General features: G+C 73.0%; 15 protein-coding genes. 10 read left to right on the forward strand and 5 right to left on the reverse strand.

Going from position 1 to position 21,666, the window contains the following annotated elements:
- Positions 1 to 23: 23 nt before the first annotated feature.
- Positions 24 to 914: a LysR family transcriptional regulator gene (locus tag Plo01_RS29400; protein WP_203893970.1), complete on the forward strand. Its 891-nt coding sequence runs from the start codon at positions 24 to 26 to the stop codon at positions 912 to 914.
- Positions 915 to 960: 46 nt separating this feature from the next.
- Here the strand turns inward: Plo01_RS29400 and Plo01_RS29405 are convergent, their stop codons facing one another.
- Genes Plo01_RS29405 through Plo01_RS29420 form a run of 4 tightly spaced genes read right to left on the reverse strand, consistent with a single transcriptional unit; the run spans position 961 to position 6,750 of the window.
- Entirely contained in the window at positions 961 to 2,115 is a 1,155-nt protein-coding gene (locus tag Plo01_RS29405; protein ID WP_203893971.1) for an acyl-CoA dehydrogenase family protein, read from the reverse strand.
- Between the two features lie 12 nt (positions 2,116 to 2,127).
- Positions 2,128 to 3,045, reverse strand: coding sequence for a hydroxymethylglutaryl-CoA lyase (locus tag Plo01_RS29410; RefSeq protein WP_203893972.1), 918 nt, complete (start codon positions 3,043 to 3,045; stop codon positions 2,128 to 2,130).
- 55 nt (positions 3,046 to 3,100) lie between these two features.
- Entirely contained in the window at positions 3,101 to 5,095 is a 1,995-nt protein-coding gene (locus Plo01_RS29415) for an acetyl/propionyl/methylcrotonyl-CoA carboxylase subunit alpha (RefSeq protein ID WP_203894074.1), read from the reverse strand.
- Positions 5,096 to 5,142: 47 nt separating this feature from the next.
- Complete coding sequence (locus Plo01_RS29420) at positions 5,143 to 6,750, reverse strand: carboxyl transferase domain-containing protein (protein WP_203893973.1); 1,608 nt, start codon at positions 6,748 to 6,750, stop codon at positions 5,143 to 5,145.
- Positions 6,751 to 6,893: 143 nt separating this feature from the next.
- On the opposite strand from Plo01_RS29420, the gene Plo01_RS29425 reads away from it, so the two are divergent.
- The 4 genes from Plo01_RS29425 to Plo01_RS29440 all read left to right on the forward strand — a co-directional run bounded on the left by Plo01_RS29425 (position 6,894) and on the right by Plo01_RS29440 (position 11,467).
- A complete protein-coding gene (locus Plo01_RS29425; protein ID WP_203894075.1) occupies positions 6,894 to 7,439 on the forward strand; it encodes an SACE_7040 family transcriptional regulator in 546 nt (181 codons plus the stop codon).
- A 694-nt stretch (positions 7,440 to 8,133) separates the two neighbouring features.
- Positions 8,134 to 9,450, forward strand: a complete 1,317-nt coding sequence (locus Plo01_RS29430) for an MFS transporter (protein ID WP_203893974.1) — start codon at positions 8,134 to 8,136, stop codon at positions 9,448 to 9,450.
- A 154-nt stretch (positions 9,451 to 9,604) separates the two neighbouring features.
- Positions 9,605 to 10,579: an ATP-binding cassette domain-containing protein gene (locus Plo01_RS29435; RefSeq protein ID WP_203893975.1), complete on the forward strand. Its 975-nt coding sequence runs from the start codon at positions 9,605 to 9,607 to the stop codon at positions 10,577 to 10,579.
- Between the two features lie 30 nt (positions 10,580 to 10,609).
- Positions 10,610 to 11,467 (forward strand): ABC transporter permease, encoded by an 858-nt coding sequence (locus Plo01_RS29440; protein WP_203893976.1) that lies wholly within the window; start codon positions 10,610 to 10,612, stop codon positions 11,465 to 11,467.
- 119 nt (positions 11,468 to 11,586) lie between these two features.
- On the opposite strand, the gene Plo01_RS29445 is transcribed toward Plo01_RS29440, so the two are convergent.
- On the reverse strand, positions 11,587 to 12,693 hold the full coding sequence (locus Plo01_RS29445; RefSeq protein ID WP_203893977.1) for a hypothetical protein: 1,107 nt from the start codon (positions 12,691 to 12,693) through the stop codon (positions 11,587 to 11,589).
- A 224-nt stretch (positions 12,694 to 12,917) separates the two neighbouring features.
- Between Plo01_RS29445 and Plo01_RS29450 the strand changes: the two genes are divergently transcribed.
- The 5 genes from Plo01_RS29450 (at position 12,918) to Plo01_RS29470 (ending at position 21,654) form a co-directional block, all read left to right on the forward strand.
- Positions 12,918 to 15,125, forward strand: a complete 2,208-nt coding sequence (locus Plo01_RS29450) for a thiamine pyrophosphate-dependent enzyme (protein ID WP_239317297.1) — start codon at positions 12,918 to 12,920, stop codon at positions 15,123 to 15,125.
- A gap of 160 nt (positions 15,126 to 15,285) precedes the next feature.
- Positions 15,286 to 15,999, forward strand: a complete 714-nt coding sequence (locus Plo01_RS29455; protein WP_203893979.1) for a M50 family metallopeptidase — start codon at positions 15,286 to 15,288, stop codon at positions 15,997 to 15,999.
- An 84-nt stretch (positions 16,000 to 16,083) separates the two neighbouring features.
- On the forward strand, positions 16,084 to 17,301 hold the full coding sequence (locus tag Plo01_RS29460) for a hypothetical protein (protein ID WP_203893980.1): 1,218 nt from the start codon (positions 16,084 to 16,086) through the stop codon (positions 17,299 to 17,301).
- A gap of 28 nt (positions 17,302 to 17,329) precedes the next feature.
- The gene (locus Plo01_RS29465; RefSeq protein ID WP_239317332.1) at positions 17,330 to 18,532 is read left to right on the forward strand and encodes a hypothetical protein; all 1,203 of its coding nucleotides are present in this window, start codon (positions 17,330 to 17,332) and stop codon (positions 18,530 to 18,532) included.
- A gap of 101 nt (positions 18,533 to 18,633) precedes the next feature.
- Entirely contained in the window at positions 18,634 to 21,654 is a 3,021-nt protein-coding gene (locus Plo01_RS29470; protein ID WP_239317299.1) for a coiled-coil domain-containing protein, read from the forward strand.
- Positions 21,655 to 21,666: the final 12 nt, after the last annotated feature.

Here is a 21,666-nt window from a genome sequence, read left to right on the forward strand (position 1 = left end):
TTAACTCGCTTTAAGGAGAACTGATGATCGATGTCGCCCGCCTGCGCGTCCTGCGGGAGGTCGCCCGGCACGGCAGCTTCAGCGGGGCCGCCGCGGCGCTGCTGTTCACCCCCTCGGCGGTCTCCCAGCACATCTCCGCCCTGGAGCGGACCCTCGGCGTCCCGGTGGTCGAGCGCAGCACCCGCGGCGTGACGCTCACCGAGTCCGGGCGGCTGCTCGTGGAGTCAGCCGACACGATCTTCGCCGAGCTGCGGCACGCCCGCGAGCGGATCGACCGGCTGGCGACCGGGCGCACCAGGCTGACCGTCGCCACCTTCACCAGCGGCGGCCGCCGGCTGCTGCCGGACGCGCTCCGCCGGTTCGTCGCCGGGCATCCGGAGGTCGAGGTCAACGTCGTGGAGGCCGAGCCCGAGGAGAGCCTGCCCATGGTCCGCGAGGGGCGGGCCGATCTCGCCCTGGCCTACCACTTCGACGGGCCGCTCCCGTCGGCCGGCGGCCTGGAGTGGACGCCGGTGATGGAGGACCCGATGTCGGCCGCGCTGCCCGCCGGGCATCCGCTCGCCGGTCGGGAGAGCGTCGATCTCGCCGAACTGGCCGCCGACCCGTGGGTCATCGGCTGCAGCAAGACCGAGGCGTTCCTGCGCAGGTACGCGGCGCAGGCCGGGTTCGAGCTGAAGGTGGCGGGCAGCACCACCGACTACTTCTTCGCGCAGGCGCTCGTGGCCTCCGGGCTGGGGGTCGGCCTCATCCCCCGGCTCGGTCTGGATCCCTCGGCGGCCGACGCCGTCCTGGTGCCGGTCAGCCCGCCGCGTCCGGCCCGGTACGTGGGGATCGCCGTCGCGGGAACGCGCCGCTCACCGCTGGCCGACGCCGTCGGCGAGGCGCTGCGGCAGGCCGCCGCGGCCGTACGGTGAGCGCGCCGGCGTCGACGCCGCCCTCATCGGCCCGCCCGTCTCCGGGTCAGAGGTCGCCGAGGCCGAGCTGGCGGGCGATCAGCATGCGCTGGACCTCGCTCGTGCCCTCGCCGACCTCCAGGATCTTGGCGTCCCGGTAGAAGCGGCCCACCGGGTACTCGTTCATGAAGCCGTACCCGCCGAAGATCTGGGTGGCGTCGCGGGCGTTGTCCATCGCGGCGTTGGAGGAGACCAGCTTGGCGATGGCCGCCTCCTTCTTGAACGGCTCGCCGGCCAGCATCTTCTCCGCCGCGTGGTAGTAGGCCAGGCGGGCGGTGTGGGTGCGGACCTCCATGTCGGCGATCTTGAACTGGATGGCCTGGTAGTGGCCGATCGGGTGGCCGAACGCCTGGCGCTCGCGCACGTAGCGCAGGCACTCGTCCACGCAGCCCTGGGCCAGGCCGACCGAGAGCGCCGCGATCGCGATGCGGCCCTCGTCGAGGGTCTGCAGGAACTGCGCGTAGCCCCGGCCGCGCTCGCCGAGCAGGTTCTCGGCGGGCACCCGGCAGTCGGTGAAGGCCAGCTCGCGGGTGTCGGAGCAGTTCCAGCCGACCTTGGAGTACTTCTTGGCGACGGTGAACCCGGGCGTGCCCGCCGGGACCAGGATCGTGGAGATCTCGGGGCGGCCGTCGGCGCGCCGCCCGGTGATCGCGGCCACGCCGACGACGCCGGTGATGTCGGTGCCGGAGTTGGTGATGAACGCCTTCGAGCCGTTGATCACCCACTCGTTCCCGTCGAGCACGGCCGTGGTGCGCATGCCGCCCGGCACGTCGGAGCCGCCGCCCGGCTCGGTCAGGCCGAAGGCGCCCAGCATCTCGCCGGTGGTCAGCTTCGGCAGCCACTCGGCGCGCTGCTCGGCCGTGCCGAACCGGTAGATCGGCATGGCGCCCAGCGACACCGCGGCCTCCACCGTGATCGAGACGCTGGAGTCGACCCGGGCCAGTTCCTCCAGGGCCAGGCAGAGCGCGAAGTAGTCGCCGCCCATGCCGCCGTACTCCTCCGGGATGGGCAGGCCGAACAGGCCCATCTGGCCCATCTGGCGGACGATGTCGTAGGGGAACTCCTCGCGCTCGTACAGGTCGCCGATCACCGGGGCCACCACGTCGCGGGCGAACGCCTCGACGGTCTTGCGCAGGTCTTCGTACTCTTCGGTCAGCTTCATGGGTTCGAACTCCTAGGAGAGGGCCTGGACGACCCGGGAGGGACTGGGGCGGCCGAGCCGGGCGGCCAGCCAGGCGCTGGTCTCCACCAGCGCGTCGAGGTTCAGGCCGGTCTCCACGCCGAGGCCGTGCAGCATCCAGACCAGGTCCTCGGTGGCGAGGTTGCCGGTGGCGCTCTCGGCGTACGGGCAGCCGCCGATCCCGCCGGTGGAGGCGTCCACCACGGTGACGCCCGCGCGCAGCGCCGCCAGCGTGTTGGCCAGGGCCTGGCCGTAGGTGTCGTGGAAGTGCACCGCCAGCCGGTCGGGGCCGCCGAACGCCTCGATCAGGGCGGTCACGTGCCCGGGGGTGCCGACGCCGATGGTGTCGCCGAGCGAGAGCTCGTAGCAGCCGAGGTCGAGCAGCCTGCGCCCGACCTCGACGACCTGGGCGACCGGGGTCGGCCCCTCCCAGGGGTCGCCGAAGCACATCGAGACGTACGCCCTGACCTTCAGCCCGTGCTCCAGCGCCCGCGCGACGACCGGCGCGAACATCTCGAACTGCGAGTCGAGCGAGCGGTTGAGGTTCTTGGCGGCGAACGTCTCGGTGGCGCTGCCGAAGATCGCGATCTCGGTGACGCCGTGTTCGAGCGCCCGGTCGAGCCCGCGCTCGTTGGGCACGAGCACCGGGTAGCGGACCCCGGGGACCCGCTCCATCGACGTCAGCAGCTCGGCGGCGTCGGCCAGCTGCGGCACCCACTTCGGGTGGACGAAGCTCGTCGCCTCGATCACCCGGTGCCCGGCCGCCGCCAGACGGGCCACGAACTCGGCCTTGACCTCGACGGGGATCACCGCGGACTCGTTCTGCAGCCCGTCGCGCGGCCCGACCTCGTAGACCGTGACCCGCTCCGGCAGGCCCTCCATCCGGTACGGCTTGCGCGTCACGCCTTCCATCCGGCCCTCCGTCCGATCCCTCGTCCGGTACGGCTCCCGCCGCGCGTCCCGGCCATCACGCCTCCCCGTCCCGCCGGACGACGGCCAGGACCGCGTCCATGTCGACCGCCTGCCCGGCGCGGACCGGCAGTTCGGCGACCACGCCCGCGACGAGGGCGGTCACGGTGTGCTCCATCTTCATCGCCTCGACGATGACCAGCGGCTGGCCCTCCTCGACGCGGTCCCCGGCCGCCGCCTTCACCACGAGCACGGTGCCGGGCATCGGGCTGCGGACCACGCCGTCCCCGGCCCCGGCCGCGCCCGCCCGGTCCCCGGGGTCGCCCAGGTGGTGACGGGTGAGCGCCCAGGCCTTCCCGTCGCGGCCGAGCCAGACCGCGTCGCCGTCGCGGGCGACCGCGTAGCGCCGCCGTACCCCGTCGAGGGTGACGAGCAGCGCCGACCCGTCTTCCTCCAGCCGCGCCCGTACGGTCCTGCCCGCTCCGGGTTCCGTGCCGTCTGCGCTCTCACCCGCGGGCAGCAGGACCTCGGCGCCGGAGGCGGGCAGCCCGCGCACGCCGATCCCGGCCACGCCGTCGCGGCTCTCCAGGCGCCAGGCGGTCCAGGCCGCCGGGGAGCCGGGCCGCCAGCCGTCGGGGACGTCCCACGGGTCGGCCGGGGCGGCGGGCGCCCGCTCGTGCTGGAGGAGCAGGGCCGCGGCGGCCAGGACGTCCTCGGGGGTCGAGGCGCCGGGGACCAGCTCGTCGAGGCGGCGCTCGACGAGGCCGGTGTCGAGGTCGCCGGCGACCACCTCAGGGTGGGTGACCAGCGCGCGGAGGAAGGCGATGTTCGTCGTCACGCCCAGGACGGTCGTCGCGGCGAGGGCGTCGTCGAGGGTGCGCAGCGCGCTCGCGCGGTCGGGGCCCCAGGCGATGACCTTCGACAGCATGGGGTCGTAGTCACTGCCGACCGTCCCCCCGACCGCGAGGCTGGAGTCGACGCGGACCTCGGGGGCGGCGGGTTCCTGGAGGGCGAGGATGCGGCCGCCGGTGGGCAGGAAGCCGCGGGCGGGGTCCTCGGCGTAGACGCGGGCCTCGACGGAGTGGCCGCGGAGCCGCACCTCGTCCTGGGCGAGCGGGAGCGGCTCGCCCGCCGCCACCCGCAGCTGGAGCTCCACCAGGTCCAGGCCGGTGACCATCTCGGTGACCGGGTGCTCGACCTGCAGGCGGGTGTTCATCTCCATGAAGTAGTAGTCGGCCGTGGAGCCCTGGACGATGAACTCCACCGTCCCGGCGCCGACGTAGCCGACGGACCGGGCCGCCTCCACCGCGGCGGCGCCCATCCGGGCCCGGGTCCCGGCGTCGAGGAGCGGCGAGGGCGCCTCCTCGATGATCTTCTGGTGGCGGCGCTGCAGGCTGCACTCGCGCTCACCCAGGTGGATGACGTTGCCGTGGGCGTCGGCCAGGACCTGGATCTCGATGTGCCGGGGGTTCTCCACGAACCGCTCGACCAGCAGGGTCGCGTCGCCGAACGCGGCGGCGGCCGTACGGCGGGCGGACTCCAGCGCGTCCGGCAGCTCGGCGGCGGAGCGGACCAGCACCATGCCCTTGCCGCCGCCGCCCGCCGACGGCTTGATCAGCGCGGGGAAGCCGATGTCGGCGGTGAGCAGGTCGTCGTCCGGCTCGGCCGCGCCGGGGACCACCGGCACCCCGGCCGCCGCGACGGTCGCCTTGGCGCGGATCTTGTCGCCCATGGCCTCGATGGCCTCCGGCGGCGGCCCGACGAAGACCAGGCCGGCCTCGGCGCAGCGCCGGGCGAAGGCGGTGTTCTCCGCCAGGAAGCCGTACCCGGGGTGGACGGCCTGCGCGCCGGTGGCCGCGGCGGCCTCGATGACGGCCTCGATGTCGAGGTAGCCGCCGGCGAGCCGGACCGCGACGTCGGCCTCGCGGGCGTGCCGGGCCCCGGCGTCGGCGTCGCTGCAGACGGCGACGGAGCGCACGCCCAGTCGCCGGAGGGTGCGGATGATCCGCAGGGCGATCTCGCCCCGGTTGGCGATGAGGACGGTGTGGAACATCGCAGGTGAGCCCGGCAGGTGTGTCGTGGTCAGTGTCATGGTCGCGATCACATCCGGAAGACGCCGTAGCCGACGGGGTCGAGGGGGGCGTTGGCCGAGGCGGACAGGGCCAGGCCCAGGACGGTGCGGGTGTCGAGCGGATCGATGACGCCGTCGTCCCACAGGCGGGCGGTGGAGTAGTAGGGGTTGCCCTGGTCCTCGTACTGCTCGCGGATGGGCCGCTTGAACTCCTCTTCCTCCTGCGCGCTCCAGGCGTCGCCGAGCTGGTCGCGGCGGACGGTGGCCAGCACGGTGGCGGCCTGCTCGCCGCCCATCACCGAGATGCGGGCGTTGGGCCACATCCACAGGAAGCGGGGCGAGTAGGCGCGCCCGGCCATGGCGTAGTTGCCCGCGCCGAAGGAGCCGCCGATGACGACGGTGAACTTGGGCACCCGGGCGCAGGAGACGGCGGTGACCATCTTGGCGCCGTGCTTGGCGATGCCCCCGGCCTCGTAGGCCCTGCCGACCATGAAGCCGCTGATGTTCTGCAGGAAGACCAGCGGGATGGAGCGGCGGTCGCACAGCTCGATGAAGTGCGCGCCCTTGAGCGCGGACTCGGCGAACAGGATGCCGTTGTTGGCGATGATCCCGACCGGGTGGCCGTGGATGCGGGCGAAGCCGGTGACGAGGGTGGAGCCGTACTCGGCCTTGAACTCGCCGAACCGGCTGCCGTCGACGACGCGGGCGATGACCTCGTGGACGTCGTACGGCGTGCGGGTGTCGGCGGGGACGATCCCGTACAGGTCGCGGGGGTCGTGCGCGGGCTCCTCCGAGGGCGCGCGCTCCCACGGCGCGGGCGGCCGGGGGCCGAGGGTCGAGACGATGTCGCGGACGATCCGCAGCGCGTGGGCGTCGTCCTCGGCCAGGTGGTCGGTGACGCCGCTGACCCGGGCGTGCAGGTCGCCGCCGCCCAGCTCCTCGGCGCTGACCTCCTCGCCGGTGGCGGCCTTCACCAGCGGCGGGCCGCCCAGGAAGATCGTGCCCTGGTTCCGCACGATGACGGCCTCGTCGCTCATCGCCGGGACGTAGGCGCCGCCCGCCGTGCAGGAGCCGAGGACCGCGGCGATCTGCGGGATGCCCCGCGCCGACATGGTCGCCTGGTTGTAGAAGATCCGGCCGAAGTGCTCTCGGTCCGGGAAGACCTCGTCCTGCCGGGGCAGGAACGCGCCGCCGGAGTCGACGAGGTAGACGCACGGCAGATTGTTGCGGAGGGCGACCTCCTGGGCCCGCAGGTGCTTCTTGACCGTGATCGGGTAGTAGGTGCCGCCCTTGACGGTGGCGTCGTTGGCGACGACCACGCACTCGCGCCCGGAGATCCGGCCGACGCCGGTGATGATCCCGGCGGCGGGGGCCTCGTCGCCGTACAGGCCGGTGGCGGCCAGCTGGGACAGCTCCAGGAACCGGGAGCCCGGGTCGAGCAGGGTGTCGACGCGGTCGCGGGGAAGGAGCTTCCCGCGCGAGACGTGCCGGGCCCGCGACTTCTCCGGGCCGCCCAGCGCGGCGGCCGCGACCCGCTCGCGCAGGTCGGCGACGAGCCGCTCGTTGGTCTCGGCGTTGGCCTTGAACGCCTCGCCGCCCGGGTCGCAGGTGCTCCGCAGCACCGGCCAGCCACCCATGTGAGCCCCCTCCACCCGGCTCCGTTGCCGGGGTTAACGGTCACTAACCCTGCCGTGGATGTTAGTCATCATTAACGTAACCGTCTACCATTCGAGAGGTGACGACTGCCCAGACCCCTACCCGCAATCGCGGGTCACGTCGCATGGAGATCCTGGAGGCCGCCGCGAGGCTGTTCGCGGCACGCGGCTTCCACGGTGTCTCCATCGAGGACATCGGCGCGGCCGTCGGCACCTCGGGCCCCGCCCTGTACCGGCACTTCAGCGGCAAGGAGGCGCTGCTGAGCGAGATGCTGCTGGACATCAGCGAGCGGCTGCACGCCTCGGCGGCCGCCCGGGTCACCGCGGCCCCGGACGCCGAGCACGCCCTGGACGCCCTGCTGACCGGCCAGATCGAGTTCGCGCTCGGCCACCCGGCGCTGATCACCGTGCACGACCGCGAGCTCGGCAACGTCCCCGAGCCGGCCCGCCGGCAGATCCGCCGGCTCCAGCGCCTGTACGTCGAGGAGTGGGTCACGGTGCTGAGCGAGCTCCACCCCGGCTGCCCGCCGCCCCGGCTGCGCGCCGCCACCCACGCGGTCTTCGGACTGCTCAACTCCACCCCGCACAGCGCGGGCGAGCTTCCCCCCGAGGCGATGGCCCCCCTGCTGCGCGCGATGGCCCGCGCCGCGTTCACCGAGGCCGGAAATTAACGACTGCTAACAAAAGGTGCGCGCCGGACCGGCGCGCACCTGGATGCACATAGTTAAGGGTCAGACTCAAGCCCAGTCCAAGGTACGCCGCATGACGCCCTCCTTTCCATCGGCTCCGCACCGCCACCGCGGTGACCCGCCAGGACGAACAGCACCTCAGGTCCAGTGGAACTCACGCTTCATGACACCCTCCTTTCCAGATCCACGCTGCCGACCGCAGCGCCCCGGCACGATCGTCAAGGCTCAGGTCCAGTCCAGACTGCGTCGCATGACGCCTCCCTTCCGGCGTGCAGCCACCGCCGTGGCTGTCGCGATGATCGTAAGCAATCAATAGAGATTGCTCTATATACGGACATACAGAGGGACCGATATTCACCCCAGCAGGCCGTATGGTCCAGACGCCCGTCATCCACACGCGGATCACCATGATCGCTTTACAGCAGGTCGTCGACATGTCAAATCAGCGCGAACAGTTTTTCGAACGTTCCACGCCCGTGCGCACGCTTCTCCGGCCGGGACCGAAGTTAACAGGGCGGCAACAGAGGCTCTCGCGGCCAAAATTACGGTTGTGTCCGAAACCTCTATATGTCTCCCCATATAGGGATTAATCGCCTATGATCATCGGCTGCCGCGGCTCTCGCCCGGCGGGTCCAAGTCATGCCCGACGTTCCCGTACGCTGGAGATCACACGCCGATGGCGGAGAAAGCACAGCAGGTCACCGACGCGTCGGCGGCGGACGGCACCACCGACGACGTGGCGGATCGCCCCGCCACCTTCCGGGAGGTCTTCGGCGTCGCCGAGTACCGCTACCTCTTCGCCTCGGCGATCCTGTCCTGGATCGGTGACTACTTCGCCCGGGTGGCGGTCGCCTATCTGATCTTCAGTGACACCGGCTCGGTGCTGCTGTCCGCGGCGGGCTTCGCCGTCAGCTTCCTGCCCTGGGTTGCCGGAGGACCCATCCTGGCCGCGCTCGCGGAGCGGTACCCGTACCGGCGCGTGATGATCCTGTGCGACGTCGCCCGGACGGCGCTGATCGCGCTGATGGCCGTGCCCGGCGTGCCGCTGCCCGCGCTGCTCCTGCTGCTCCTGGCCGCCTCGGTCCTCACCCCGCCGTTCCAGGCCGCCCGCTCGGCCCTGCTGGCGCAGGTGCTGACCGGGGACCGGTACGTCGTGGGCCTGTCCCTGCAGAACATCGCCGGCCAGACCGCGCAGGTCGCCGGTTACGCGGTCGGCGGGGTCATCACCGCCGTCGACGCCCGGGTGGCCCTGCTCCTCAACGCGGCCTCGTTCGCCGCCTCGGCGCTGCTGCTCCGGTACGGCGTGCGCCCCCGCCCGGCGGCGGCGACCGCGACCGCCCGCGCCTCCCTGCTGAGGGAGACCGCAGACGGCGCGCGGGTGGTCTTCGGGCACCGGGTGATGCGGCCGATCGCGCTCGTGGCGTTCAGCATGGTCGCGATTGTGATCGTCCCCGAGGGGCTGGCCGTCGCCTGGGCGGCCGATCTCGGCGGAGGGTCCCGGGCGGCGGGCCTGCTCATGGCGGCGCTCCCGGTCGGCAGCGCCGTCGGCGCCGTGGTGATCGGCCGCATGATGACGCCGGAGCGGCGGATAAGGCTCATCAGGCTGTTCCTTCTGGCCGGGCCCCTGCTCCTGGTGCCCGCGCTGCTGTCCCCGCCGCTCGCCGCGGTGTTCCTCATGATGCTGGGAGCCGGGATCGCCGGCACGGTGATCGTGCCGCTGAACGGCCTGTTCGTGCAGGTGCTGCCCAGCGCCTTCCGCGCCCGCGCCTTCGGGCTCATGCAGGGCGGCATGCAGATCACGCACGCGGTCGCGGTGCTCGCCGCCGGGGCGCTCGCCGAGGCGTTCTCCGTGGCGACGGTCGTCGGGATCTGGTCGCTGTGCGGCCTGGCCCTGATGACGGTGGCGGTGACGAGGTGGCCGTCGAAGGAGGTCATCGACACCGAGGTCGCACGCGCTGCGGAGCTCAACCGCCCGGCGCCGGCCTCCGGCTGAGACGGGAGAACGCCGGCCGGCCGGATATCCGCCCTCATAAAAGATATATCTTTACTATATCTAGATATTCAGTATATTTCGCCCTAGGGGCAATGAGAAGACGGAATCACGCCTGCGGCGGAGAATCGGACACGACGCGCGGAGGGCGGTGGCGATGGCTGAAGCGGCAGTGGCGGTCAAGGGTCTCACGAAGACGTTCGGGAAGATCGAGGCCGTCAAGGGAATCGACTTCGAGGTGGCGCCCGGAGAGGTGTTCGGCTTCCTCGGGCCGAACGGCGCGGGCAAGACCACCACGATCAGCATGCTCTGCACGCTCGCCGACCCCACCGGCGGCTCGGCCACGGTGGCCGGGCACGACGTGGTCCGCGAGCGCGACGAGGTGCGGCGCAACATCGGGCTGGTCTTCCAGGATCCGACGCTGGACGGATATCTGACCGCCGAGCAGAACCTCAAATTCCACGCCGAGCTGTACGGCGTGCCCAAGGCGCTGGTGGACGACCGCATCGAGCAGGTGATGGAGATGGTCGCCCTGTGGGACCGCAAGGGCGACAAGGTCCAGAACTTCTCCGGCGGCATGAAGCGCCGGCTGGAGATCGCCCGGGGACTGCTGCACTCCCCCCGGGTGCTGTTCCTGGACGAGCCCACCGTCGGGCTCGACCCGCAGACCCGCTCCGCCATCTGGGGCTACATCAACCGGCTCCGGCACGCCGAGGACATCACGATCTTCATGACCACCCACTACATGGACGAGGCCGAGTTCTGCGACCGGATCGCGATCATCGACCACGGGGAGATCGTCGTGATCGACTCCCCCGAGGCGCTCAAGGCGAGCGTCGGCGAGGACCGCGTCCAGATCCAGACCGCCGACGACGAGGCCGCGATCGCCGCGCTGGGCGAGCGCTTCGGGCTGGAGGCCGCGATCCGCGAGGGCCAGGTGACGTTCGCGGTCGCCTCGGGCGAGCAGTTCGTGCCCCGGCTCTTCGCCGAGCTGGGCGTGCCGATCCGCTCGGTGAGCGTGTCGCGGCCCTCCCTCGACGACGTGTTCATGTCCTACACCGGATCGACCATCCGCGACGCCGAGGCCGAGAACTCGATGAACGCCTGGATGCGGGTCATGGCCCGCCGCTGAGCGGCCCGCACGGATACCTCAAGGAGGCAGATGATGGCCACCGACGTGGTGGGCGTGCGCATCCCGCTGCGCAGCACCGGGCACGACGTGCGCGCGGTCAAGGTCGTGCTCCACCGGGAGATGCTGCGGTTCGTCAACGACCGCACCCGCATGCTCTCGATGCTCGTGCAGCCGGTGCTCTGGCTGTTCGTGATGGGCACCGGGTTCGGCACGCTGGCCCAGGGGGCGATCCCGGGGATCGACTACCGCACGTTCATGTACCCCGGCATGATCGCGATGACGGTCATCATGACCGCGATGTTCTCGGCCGGGTCCATCGTGTGGGACCGCGAGTTCGGCTTCCTGCGGGAGATGCTGGTCGCCCCGGTCAGCCGGGGGGCGATCGTGGTGGGCAAGTGCCTGGGCGGGGCGCTGGTCGCGGTCGGGCAGGGCGTCATCATCCTGGCCCTGGCGGGCGCCGTCGGCGTGCCGTACGACCCGCTGCTGATGGTGACGCTGCTGGCGGAGATGTTCCTGGCGGCGTTCACCATCACCGCGTTCGGCGTCACGCTCGCCGCGCGGATGAAGAACATGCAGACCTTCTTCGGCCTGATGCAGATGGCCATCATGCCGATGATGTTCCTGTCCGGCGCGATGTTCCCGCTGGGGAACCTGCCCTCCTGGCTGCACGTCCTGACCACGGTGAACCCGCTCACCTACGCGGTGGACCCGATGCGCCAGGCGGTCTTCTCCCGCCTGGACGTGCCGCCCCACGTGGACGCCACGCTCAATCCCGGCGTGAGCTGGTTCGGCTGGCAGGTCCCGGTCGCGCTGGAGCTCGGCCTGGTCGCCCTCATCGGCGCCGCCCTGCTGGGGGTGGCGGTCGCCCAGTTCCGCAGGAGCGAGTGACGGCCCGGATGCTCGGCACCCGGGCCGTCGTTCCGGCCGGGCCCGCCCTCGGGAAGCGGGCCCGGCGGCTCGTCTGCCCCGACCCGGGTCAGGACCCGCTCAGGTCGGCGCCGACCGGATCAGCGCTTGACGCGGACGTAGTCACTCCGGCTGGAGTCGCCGTAGAAGTCCTCGTCGCCCCTGAAGACGAACTTCCAGTAACCGGAGCGGTAGGCCTTGGCCTTGGTGTAGAGCTTGCCGCTCCCGGTGGACCAGGTGTTCTTCACGAAGTACCACTTGTCGGAGTACTTGGGCTTGAAGTACAGCCCGACCTTGGCGTGGTGGCCGTCCCAGCCCCAGTCGTCGCGGACCTGGAGCTTGCCGGTGAACTTCAGGTACTTGCCGTACCGGACCGGCTCCGGCGAGGCGTTGAACTTGACGACCCGGCTGGCCTCGCGCTCGGGCTCCGGCTCGCGGACCGTCACGTGGACGGCGTGGCTGCCGGCGCCCTTGACGCCCTTGGCCCCCTCGAACACCGCACGCCAGTGACCGGAGGCCCGCGCCTCGAGGTCGGCGGCGAAGCGGCCGTCGTGGCCGGTCCAGTCGGAGGTCACGTGCTCCCAGCGGGACGAGCCGTCGGCCCGGAACAGGATGTGGACCCGCTGGTCCTTGTAGGCGGCCCAGCCCTTGTCGGTCTCGACCTGCAGGTGGCCGCGGACGTGGATCGTGTCGCCCTCGTCCACGGAGCCGGGCCAGACGCGGAAGTCGGTGATCCGGCTGTAGACGAACTTCGGCGGCTCCTTGACGTCGACGCGGTCGGTGTCGCTCGTCGACGGCTTCGCGGTCGCGGTGCCCGCGAAGTCCGCCCGCCACCAGCCGGTGACCTCGGCCGTCACCGTGGCCTTGAACAGGCCGTCCTTACCGGTCTTGACCTTGACGATCTGCTTGAAGGCATCCGTGCCCTTGGCCCGGAAAGTGATCGCCACCTCCTGGTCGGCCAGGCCCTTCCAGCCGCCGTCCTCCCGGAGCAACTGGCCGGAGACCTCGAGGCTCTTGCCCTTGAGGACGTCGTCGGGGGTGGCGTCGAAGTCGACGATCTTGGTGGCGGCCGCGGTTCTGGTCTCCGCGCCGACGGTGGCGGGAGCCGACGAAGGGGCTCCTGCGGCGGCCGTCGCGGTCGGGGCCAGAGCCAGGGCTCCGGCTCCGATGGCCACCGCGACGACGATGGATCGGGTGCGTTGCAACATGCGGGTGTCCATCCTCCCGGTTGCGTGAACGCGGCGTGAGGGTGCCGCGTAAGGGTTCTCCCAAGTAGACGTCTATAGAGCGTTAAACGTTGACAGGTCTGACAAACAGTTATTAATAACTGTCGAATAGGAGCGGTCCACTTACCCCGGCGGATGAACGCGGCCGACCAATGCGGTGAAGGACGGCGACGAGACGGGCTCGCGGAGACATAATCGAGCTTGTGGTGCGCGACGCTGTTGAGACCAACTTCGCCGAGGCGGTGGCGGCCCTGACGCCGGGAACCCCCCGCGATCCGGCCCTGCCGGTGCGCGAGGGGACGACGCTGACCGGAGCGCGCTGCCGGGAGCTGTTCGACTTCCAGCTCGGCAGCCGGTTGCTGGACATCGCCGCACGCCGGCTGCGCGAGCAGGGCGAAGGCTTCTACACCATCGGCTCGGCGGGCCACGAGGGCAACGCGGCCGTCGCCGCGGCGCTGCGCGTCACCGACCCCGCCCTGCTGCACTACCGCTCCGGCGCCTTCTACCTGGCCAGGTCCGCGATGGCCGGGCGGCTGCCCGAGGAGGGCCTGCGCGACGTGCTGCTCGGACTGGTGGCCGCGGCCGAGGAACCGATCGCGGGCGGCCGGCACAAGGTCTTCGGCCACCCGGACCTGGCGGTGATCCCGCAGACCTCCACGATCGCCAGCCACCTGCCGCGCGCGGCGGGCGTGGCCTTCGCCGTCGAGCGCGCGCGCCAGCTCGGCGTGGCGAGCCCGTGGCCGGACGACGCGATCGCGGTGTGCAGCTTCGGCGACGCCTCGGCCAACCACGCCAGCGCCCTGTCCGGCCTCAACACCGCCGCCTACGGCTCCTACCAGGGCCTGGGGATGCCCGTCCTGTTCGTGTGCGAGGACAACGGGCTGGGCATCAGCGTGCGGACCCCGAGCGGCTGGGTGGAGGCCGCCCGACACTCCCTGCTGGAGTACTTCGAAGCCGACGGCTGCGACCTGGCCGACGTGTACGACGTGGCGCGGGCCGCCGCCGAGCACGTCCGCGCGCACCGCGCCCCGGCCCTCCTGCGCGTCGGCACCGTCCGGCTGATGGGGCACGCGGGCTCCGATGTGGAGCTGTCCTACCGGACCAAGCGGGAGATCGGCGCCGACCTCGAACGCGACCCGCTGGTGTCGACCGCCCGGCTGCTCGTCGAGGCCGGCCTGACCACTCCCGAGGAGGTGCTCGCCCGCTACGACACGACGCGCGAGCACGTGCTCAAGATGGCCATGGAGAGCTCCCGCCGGCCGCGCCTGACCTCCGCCGCCGACATCATGGAGCCGCTGGCCCCCCGGACCCCGGAGACCGTCGCCCCGGCCAGCGCGGTCGCCGCCGCCTCCCGGGAGAAGGCGTTCGGCGGGCGCCTGCCCGAGCACGAGGGCCTGCTCACCCTCTCCCAGGCGATCAACCGGACCCTGGCCGACACCCTGGCCGCCCACCCCGACGTGCTGGTCTTCGGCGAGGACGTCGCCCGCAAGGGCGGCGTCTACGGCGTCACCCGGGGCCTGCAGAAGCGCTTCGGCGCGGGCCGGGTGTTCGACACCCTCCTGGACGAGCAGGCCGTACTCGGCCTGGCCCTCGGCTCCGGCCTGTCCGGGCTGGTGCCGGTCCCCGAGATCCAGTATCTCGCCTATCTGCACAACGCGCTGGACCAGATCCGCGGCGAGGCCGCGACCCTCCCCTTCTTCTCCCGCGCCGCCTTCCGCAACCCGATGGTGGTGCGCGTGGCCGCATACGCCTACCAGAAGGGGTTCGGCGGCCACTTCCACAACGACAACTCCGTGGCCGCGCTGCGCGACATCCCGGGCCTGGTCGTCGCCTCGCCGGCCCGGCCCGACGACGCCGCCGCCATGCTGCGCACCTGTCTGGCCGCCGCCCGCGTCGACGGCAGCGTCTGCGTCTTCCTCGAGCCGATCGCCCTCTACACCACCCGCGACATGTTCGAGGAGGGCGACAACGGCTGGCTGGCGCCGTACGTCCCGCCCTCCCGCTGGGCGGAGACCCACGTCCCCATCGGCCGTGCCCGCAGCTACGGCGACGGCCGCGACCTGACCATCGTGACCTTCGGCAACGGCCTGCGGATGAGCCTGCGGGCCGCCGTCAAGCTCACCGCCGAGGGCCACGGCTGCCGGGTCCTCGACCTGCGCTGGCTGTCCCCGCTGCCGGTGGAAGACCTGCTGCACGCGGCCGAGCTGACCGGCAAGGTGCTGATCGCCGACGAGACCCGCCGCTCCGGCGGCGTCTCGGAGGGCATCGTCGCCGAGCTGCTGGACGCCGGCTTCACCGGCCGGATCGCCCGGGTGACCTCCTGCGACAGCTTCGTCCCCCTGGGCGACGCCGCCAAGCACGTGCTGCTGTCGGAGGACGAGATCGAGGAAGCCGCCCGCAAACTCCTCGGCTGAGCCACCGCGGCGGGTCCCGTCCCCGCGCCGAAGGCGTCCGGGGCGGGACCCGCCGTCATCCTCCCGGAGAGTTCGGCGTTCCCCCGCGGTCGCCATCAGACTGGATGTCGTGGGACGCTTTGCTCCGGCGTTCCGGAACCTCCGTGGGGAGAGTCGATCCTTGACCGAAGTGTGGGTGACCCTGACCACGGCCCAGCCCAAACCGTCCGGCTGGGTCGTGCTGCTGTCCGCGCTCGCGGCGCTGGCCGTGGTGGGGTGGTCCACCTCGTGGCAGATCTCCCGCGGGCTGGTCACCATCGCGCACGAGGGCGGGCACGCTCTGATGGCGCTGCTCACCCGGCGCAAGCTCCAGGGCATCCGCCTGCACTCCGACACCTCGGGCGTGACGCTCACCCGGGGCAGGCCGACCGGACCCGGCATGATCCTGACGGCCGCCGCGGGGTACGTCGCGCCGTCGCTGCTGGGCCTGGGCGGGGCCTGGCTGACCTCCGCGGGTTACGTCGCCGTGCTCATCGCCGTCGTGATCGTGCTGCTGATCTGCATGCTGCTGCTGATCCGCAACCTGTTCGGGGTGGTGAGCCTGCTGGCCACCGGCGGGGCGATCACCGCGCTGACCTGGTACGCCCCGCCGGACGTGGACGCGATCATCGCCTACCTGGCGGTCTGGTTCCTGCTGTTCGGCGGGATCCGGCCGATCCTGGAGCTGCGGCGCAAGCGCAGGTACGGCGGGGTGCCCGACTCCGACGCCGACCAGCTCGCCCGGCTGACCTTCCTGCCCGCCGGGATCTGGGTGGTGCTGTTCCTGCTCGTCGCGCTCGCGTCCCTGGCGGGCGGCGCCTACCTGCTGGTCCCGCTGCCCCGCGGCCTGTTCTGAGGCTCTTCCGCCGGCCCGCCCGGTCTGATCGCCCTGGGCGGATCCGGGACGGGATTGTCGGGCGCAGGCCGTACGGTATAGCGCGTGCCAGAGACCAACCACGAGATCACGCTCGACTCCGCGCTGGGCGAGGAGGCCGTGCTCGCGACCTACCGCCGGATGTTCGCCGCGCTCGCGCGCGACAGCGGCGCGGTCGTGGACGACCCCGTCCTGGTCGACATCGCCGAGACCCTGTTCGCGGCCTTCGCCGAGGCCGGGGAGGAGTGGCTGACCCACGAGCAGATGCGGCACGTCTGCCGGGCCTACTCCCCCGACATGTTCGAGAACCGCCTGCGGGTGCTCAAGGGCCTCGGCGCGATCCGCGAGGTGTTCCCCAAGCCCAACCAGCTCCGCTACCGGGCGTCGTTCACCAGCGTGGTGGGGCTGATGTTCATCCGGCGGATGATGGACGACGGCGGCCAGTCGGAGATGCACCGGCTGCTGGCGCTGGAAGACCTCAACGTCGCCGACCCGCGCACGACCATGGAGGAGGCGCGCGCCAGCGCGCAGAACCTGGCGCGGGCGTTCCGCCTGTGGGCGCTGGAGCTGGTCACGCTGACCGGCGGCACCATCGAGGAGCTGCGCGAGCAGGCCCCCAAGCTCTGGGGCACCGAGGAGATCGCCCGCCGGGCGCAGAACCTGCACGGCACGATCCTGAACCGCTGGCCCGACCTCGACCGCACCTGCACCGAGCTGCGCTCCGCGATCTACGCCTACAGCGACGCCTCCCGCCGCGCGGCCGGGCGGCTGGCCGACTCCGCGGGCACCACGCGCAACCTGACGCTGCTGCCCGCCGAGACCTGGCGGACCTTCGCCCAGACCGCGAGCAAGGAGCGGCTGGCCGCGGTGCTCGACGGCTTCGTCTTCGACGCCCCCGCGCCGTGGCACGACCCGGCGGCGATCGTCCGGGCGGTCGACGAGAGCCCGCGTCCCGCGCCCGTCCAGCCCACTCCCCCGCGCTCGGCCCTGCCCGACCCCGGCCCGGCCGACTCCTACGACGCGGCCTCCGACGGGCTCGACCGGCTGGCCTCCGTCGCCGAGGGCGCGCTCGGCACGCGGACCTCGGCCCGGCTGGAGGAGCTGCTCACCGCCGACGGCGAGTGGGTCTCCGCCCGCCGCCTCCTGGCCGACCTGGTCTCGATCGATCTGCGCCCCGAGTCGCCCTACCGGCTGCGCTGGAGCGACGGCCTGACCGCCGGCCCCGGCGCCGAGCCGGCCTGGCTCTCCCACGGCGTGCTGGAGAGGACCGACCGTGAGGCCTGAGGTGACACCGGTGTCCGAGGTGACACCGGTGTCCGAGGTGAGACCGGCCTCCGAGGTGACGACCGAGCTCGCGCACGTGCGGGCCCGGGCGGCCGGCCCGCTCGCCCTGGAGGCGGACGCCCCCGCCCCGCGGGGCATGATCCGGCTGGCGCGCGGCGACGGCTCCGGCTTCGCGCTGCCCGCCTGGCCCGACGGCGCGACCCCCGCGGTCCTGGAGGAATACCAGGTCGCGCCGGTCCAGGTGGAACGGTCCGGGGAGACCCGGCGGGTGCTGGCCGCCGCGCTGAAGTGCTGCTGGAGCGACCTGACCGCCGATCCCTGGCCGGGCGCGCCCGCGCCGGTGGACGACGTGCTCGCCGCCTACCGGGCGCTCATCGGCCGGGGCGACGATCTCATGCGCAACTGGGCGGTGGGCGCGCTGCGCCGGCTGCACGACTCCGCCTGGCTGGTGGTCGGCGACGGTCTGGTACGGCTCGGCCCCCGGTGCGCCTCCTGGCCCGCGGAGTCGCACGCGCAGCTGCGGGAGCTGGTGCGCCGCCTGCCCGCCCCGGGCGCGGAGGCGGCCGGGCTCGACGTACTGCCCACCGCGGGCGCCGCCGGGACCGCCGCGAGCGTCACGGTGCCCGAGGCGGTGGACGACGACGTGCTCGGCCCGCTCGACGAGCGCCGGCGGGCGGAGGTCGTCGCCGCCTTCATGGCGGTGGAGCACGCCGCCGAGCCGGTGCACGAGGCCCGTTTCCCCGCGCTGCGCGACCCGGCGCTCCGCCGCGTGCTCGCCGAGCTGCTCCAGCGGCGCGGGCGGGTCCTCGTCCCGGGGCGGGAGGTCTGGACCTCGGGCTACGCCGACGACGTGGCGGCCGAGGCGGGCACGGCCCCCGGCGAGGCCGAGCGCGCCGTCCTGACGCTGGTGCTGATCCACTCGGTGGCGATCCCGCGCGCCGAGGGCGTGCTGCCCGCCGACAGCTGGTCCTCGCCGTTCCCCACCCAGGTGGAGGAGTTGCGGCGGCACACCATGATGCCGATCGGCGAGCTGGAGGCCGCGCTGCGGGCCCTGCGTCACGCGGGGCTGCTGACCCAGGTGAAGGCCGGGGAGGAGGCGGGCGGCTACGTGCCGGGCCCGCAGTTCCACCGGCTGACCGGCCGGGCCCGGCGGCGCCTGCAGGAGGAGCTGATCCTCGCCGCCGGTCCGAACACCCCGCTGGCGGCGGCCGTACGGGCCAAGCGCCGGTGAACCCCGCGGACGGCGGAACCCACGCGGAGAGCACATCGACAGCCACGGCGGAGACCGCACCCAGTGCCGCGCCGAGGGCTCCGGAGGAAGGAACGACAGGGTTGACCCAGCAGCCGAGCCAGACGGACCGCGGGGACCAGGCGAGCCTGGTGGCGGTGGACGCGCGGACGGGCGCGCCCAGCGAGAACGTGGTCGGCGACCGGGTTCTGATCGCCGTGCAGGCGGTCAACATCTCCCGGCTGTCCACGCATCCGGTGCCGATCGTGCCGGGCACGCTGATCGTGGTCGCCGGCGCGGGGCCGAAGGACTCCAACGGCGCGGGCAAGTCCTCGTTCATCGCGATGATCACGGCACTGCTCGGCGACGAGCAGTGGCGCTTCGCCTCCGGCGCGAAGGCCGTCTCCGAGCTGCTGTTCAACGCCGAGCTCGCGGCCGGGGGCGGCGGGCGCGCCTGGTCCAGCGCCTCCCACGGCTACATCGTGGGCGTCTTCGCCGGCGCCGGCACGATGGACGACGCGGTGACCGTCTGGCTGCGGGTCAACCAGGAGGCGCCGCATCTGGAGATCCGGTGGACGCGCGGGGTGCGGGTCGCCGCGGCGTCCTCGGAGGCGGAGCGGGTGGCGCGCGCCGACGAGGTGTGGGCGACCCTGCCGCGCTCGGCCGGGCGGCGTGACGTGGTCGCGCGCGACCTGACGAGGTTCCTGTACGGCGACCGCGTCCGCTGCGTGTCGTTCCTGTCCACCTCGGTGCGGAGCAAGGTCGCCACGAACCTGCTCTCCCAGCCGCTCAACGAGATCTCCCCGGAACGGGTCTTCGAGGCGATCGCAGCGCTCACCGGTCTGGACGCCGAGCTCGACCAGGAGCGGGAGGCCCGGCGCGACGAGCACGCCAAGCGCGTCCGGGCGGGGCGGGCCATGGAGCTGCTCAAGGAGTTCGAGGACGAGTCGCGGACCCTGCTGGAGACCTTCGACCGCCGGGACCGGGCCAGGGTCGGCCTGGCGGACGCGCTGCGCTGCTGGCGGGGGCGGCTGGCCCGCAGGCTGGCCGACGCGACGCGGCGGGACGAGGCGCTCGCCTCCGAGCTCGCGCGGTTCCGGCAGGAGGGCGAGCGCGCCGCGGAGGCGATCGAGACGGTCCGCGCGGAGATCGCCACGTTGAAGGACGACACGCTGGACCGCGGCCTGGCCGAGGCCCGCGGCGAGCTGGCCGCCCTGCAGGCCCGCGCGGCCAAGCTCGACGCCGACCGGGCCGTGGCGGAGAACTCCGCCGACGAGTTGCGCGGTCTGATCCCCGCCCTGGAGGAGCGGCGGCGGCTGGCCGACGGCCGTGACGCCCAGGCCGCCGAGGCCGAGCTGGCGCAGGCCAGGGTGCGGCTGACCGAGGCGCTGAAGTCCCTGGGCGTGGCCGACCGGGAGGCCGCCGGCGCCGCGGCGGCGCTGGAGGACGCCGAGGGCGGTCCGGCCGCGGCCCAGCTCAAGGCGCTCGCCACGGCGGGCGTCGGGGCGAGCGGCCTGCTCGACGCGATCGACGTGGCCGAGCAGGCCCGTGACGACGCGGCGGACCGGGCAGGGGGCGCGGGCGGCGCGGCGGGCGCGGTCTCTGTGACGGGGAGCCGGGGCTGGCCGCAGGAGCACGCGGTCGTCGTCGACGCGGCCGACCTGGAGGCGGCGGCGCGGGCGCTGGCCGGGCTTCCCGGGTCGGTCCTGGTCAGCTCGGCCGGGATCACCGTGGTGGGCGCGTTCGAGGCGGTGACCACCGGCCGGGAGGCCCGGATCAAGGCCGCCGAGGTGCGGCTGCACCGGGCGCGTGACGCGCAGGAGACGGCGGCGGACGCCGTACGGGCCGCCGAGGACGGGGTGGCCGAGGCCGAGCGGCGGCTGGAGGGCGCCCGGGCGGCCGTGCGGCTGACCGACGTCGAGCGGCGGCTGGCCGAGCGGCGGGCCCGGCTCACCGAGCTGACCGAGGCGCTGGGCGAGATCACGCCGAAGATCGCCGAGGCCGAGCAGCGGGCGAGCGCGCTGGACTTCCGCGCCCGGACCAGGAACATGGAGATCGAGCGGCTGGAGGGCCGCCGGGCCCGCCACGAGGCCGAGCGCGACCGGGCCGGAGAGCAGACGGCCCGGATCGCCGCCGACCGCGACGCCCTGCGCCTGGACGCGCTGGCCCGCGAGTGGGGCGGGACGGCCGAGGGCGCGCGCGAGTGGCTGGACGCGCTGGGCGACGACGAGCGCCCGCTGACCGCCGAGGAGTGGTGGCGGGCGGCCGAGCGCCGCCTGGACGAGGCCCTGCGCGCCACCTTCCCCGCCGAGGACGAGGAGATGCCCGAGGAGCTCCGTTTCCTCCTGCGGGAGCGGGCCGAGCCGGGCGCGGGCCGGACCGCCCGGGAGCAGGCGACGTTCCCCGGCGTGTGCGGGGCGCTCTCGTCCTACCTGCGCGCCCAGGAGGAGTACGAACGCCACCAGCGCCGCCAGATCGAGGCCCAGCTCGCCACCCGGCAGCGAGACCTGTCCGCCGCCGCCAGGGGCGCCGAGGAGGCCGCCCAGTCCACCGCCGTGCACCGTGCGGCGCTGACCGCGGCGATCAAGGCGCGGCTGACCCGGGTGGCCGAGGAGTTCGAGAAGCTGGACACCTCCTACGGCGGGTACGGCGCGACGCTGGAGTTCCCGGTCCCGCCCGCGCCCGCCGACCCGGAGCAGCGCTGGGCGTGGCGGGTCGTCCCGAAGTGGCGCCGGGGCGAGGGCCAGGGCTTCGTGCCGTACAACCGGCGGGCCAACACCGCGCTGATGGACGAGAAGGCGGTGAAGCTGGTCTGCGCGGCGGCGATCGCCTCCTCCGGCGGCGGGCACCTCTGCCTGGTCCTGGACGAGCTGGGCCGCAACCTCGGCAAGGAGCACCGGCGCGAGGCCGTGGCGCTGTTCCGCCGGATCGGCGAGACCTACGGGATCACGGTGATCGGCGCGCTCCAGGACGACATGGAGCCCTACGCGGTGGACGCCTGCGGGCAGTACGTCAAGCTGCGCCGCTCCTCCGACGCCATGCCGTACAACGAGCCGCCGGTGATCATCGGCCATGACCGCCACGCCGACCGGGTGCGCGCCCTCGCCTCGGCGGTGAGCCGGTAGGACGGGCGGTCT

Source organism: Planobispora longispora (assembly GCF_016863135.1).
Taxonomy (GTDB): domain Bacteria; phylum Actinomycetota; class Actinomycetes; order Streptosporangiales; family Streptosporangiaceae; genus Planobispora; species Planobispora longispora.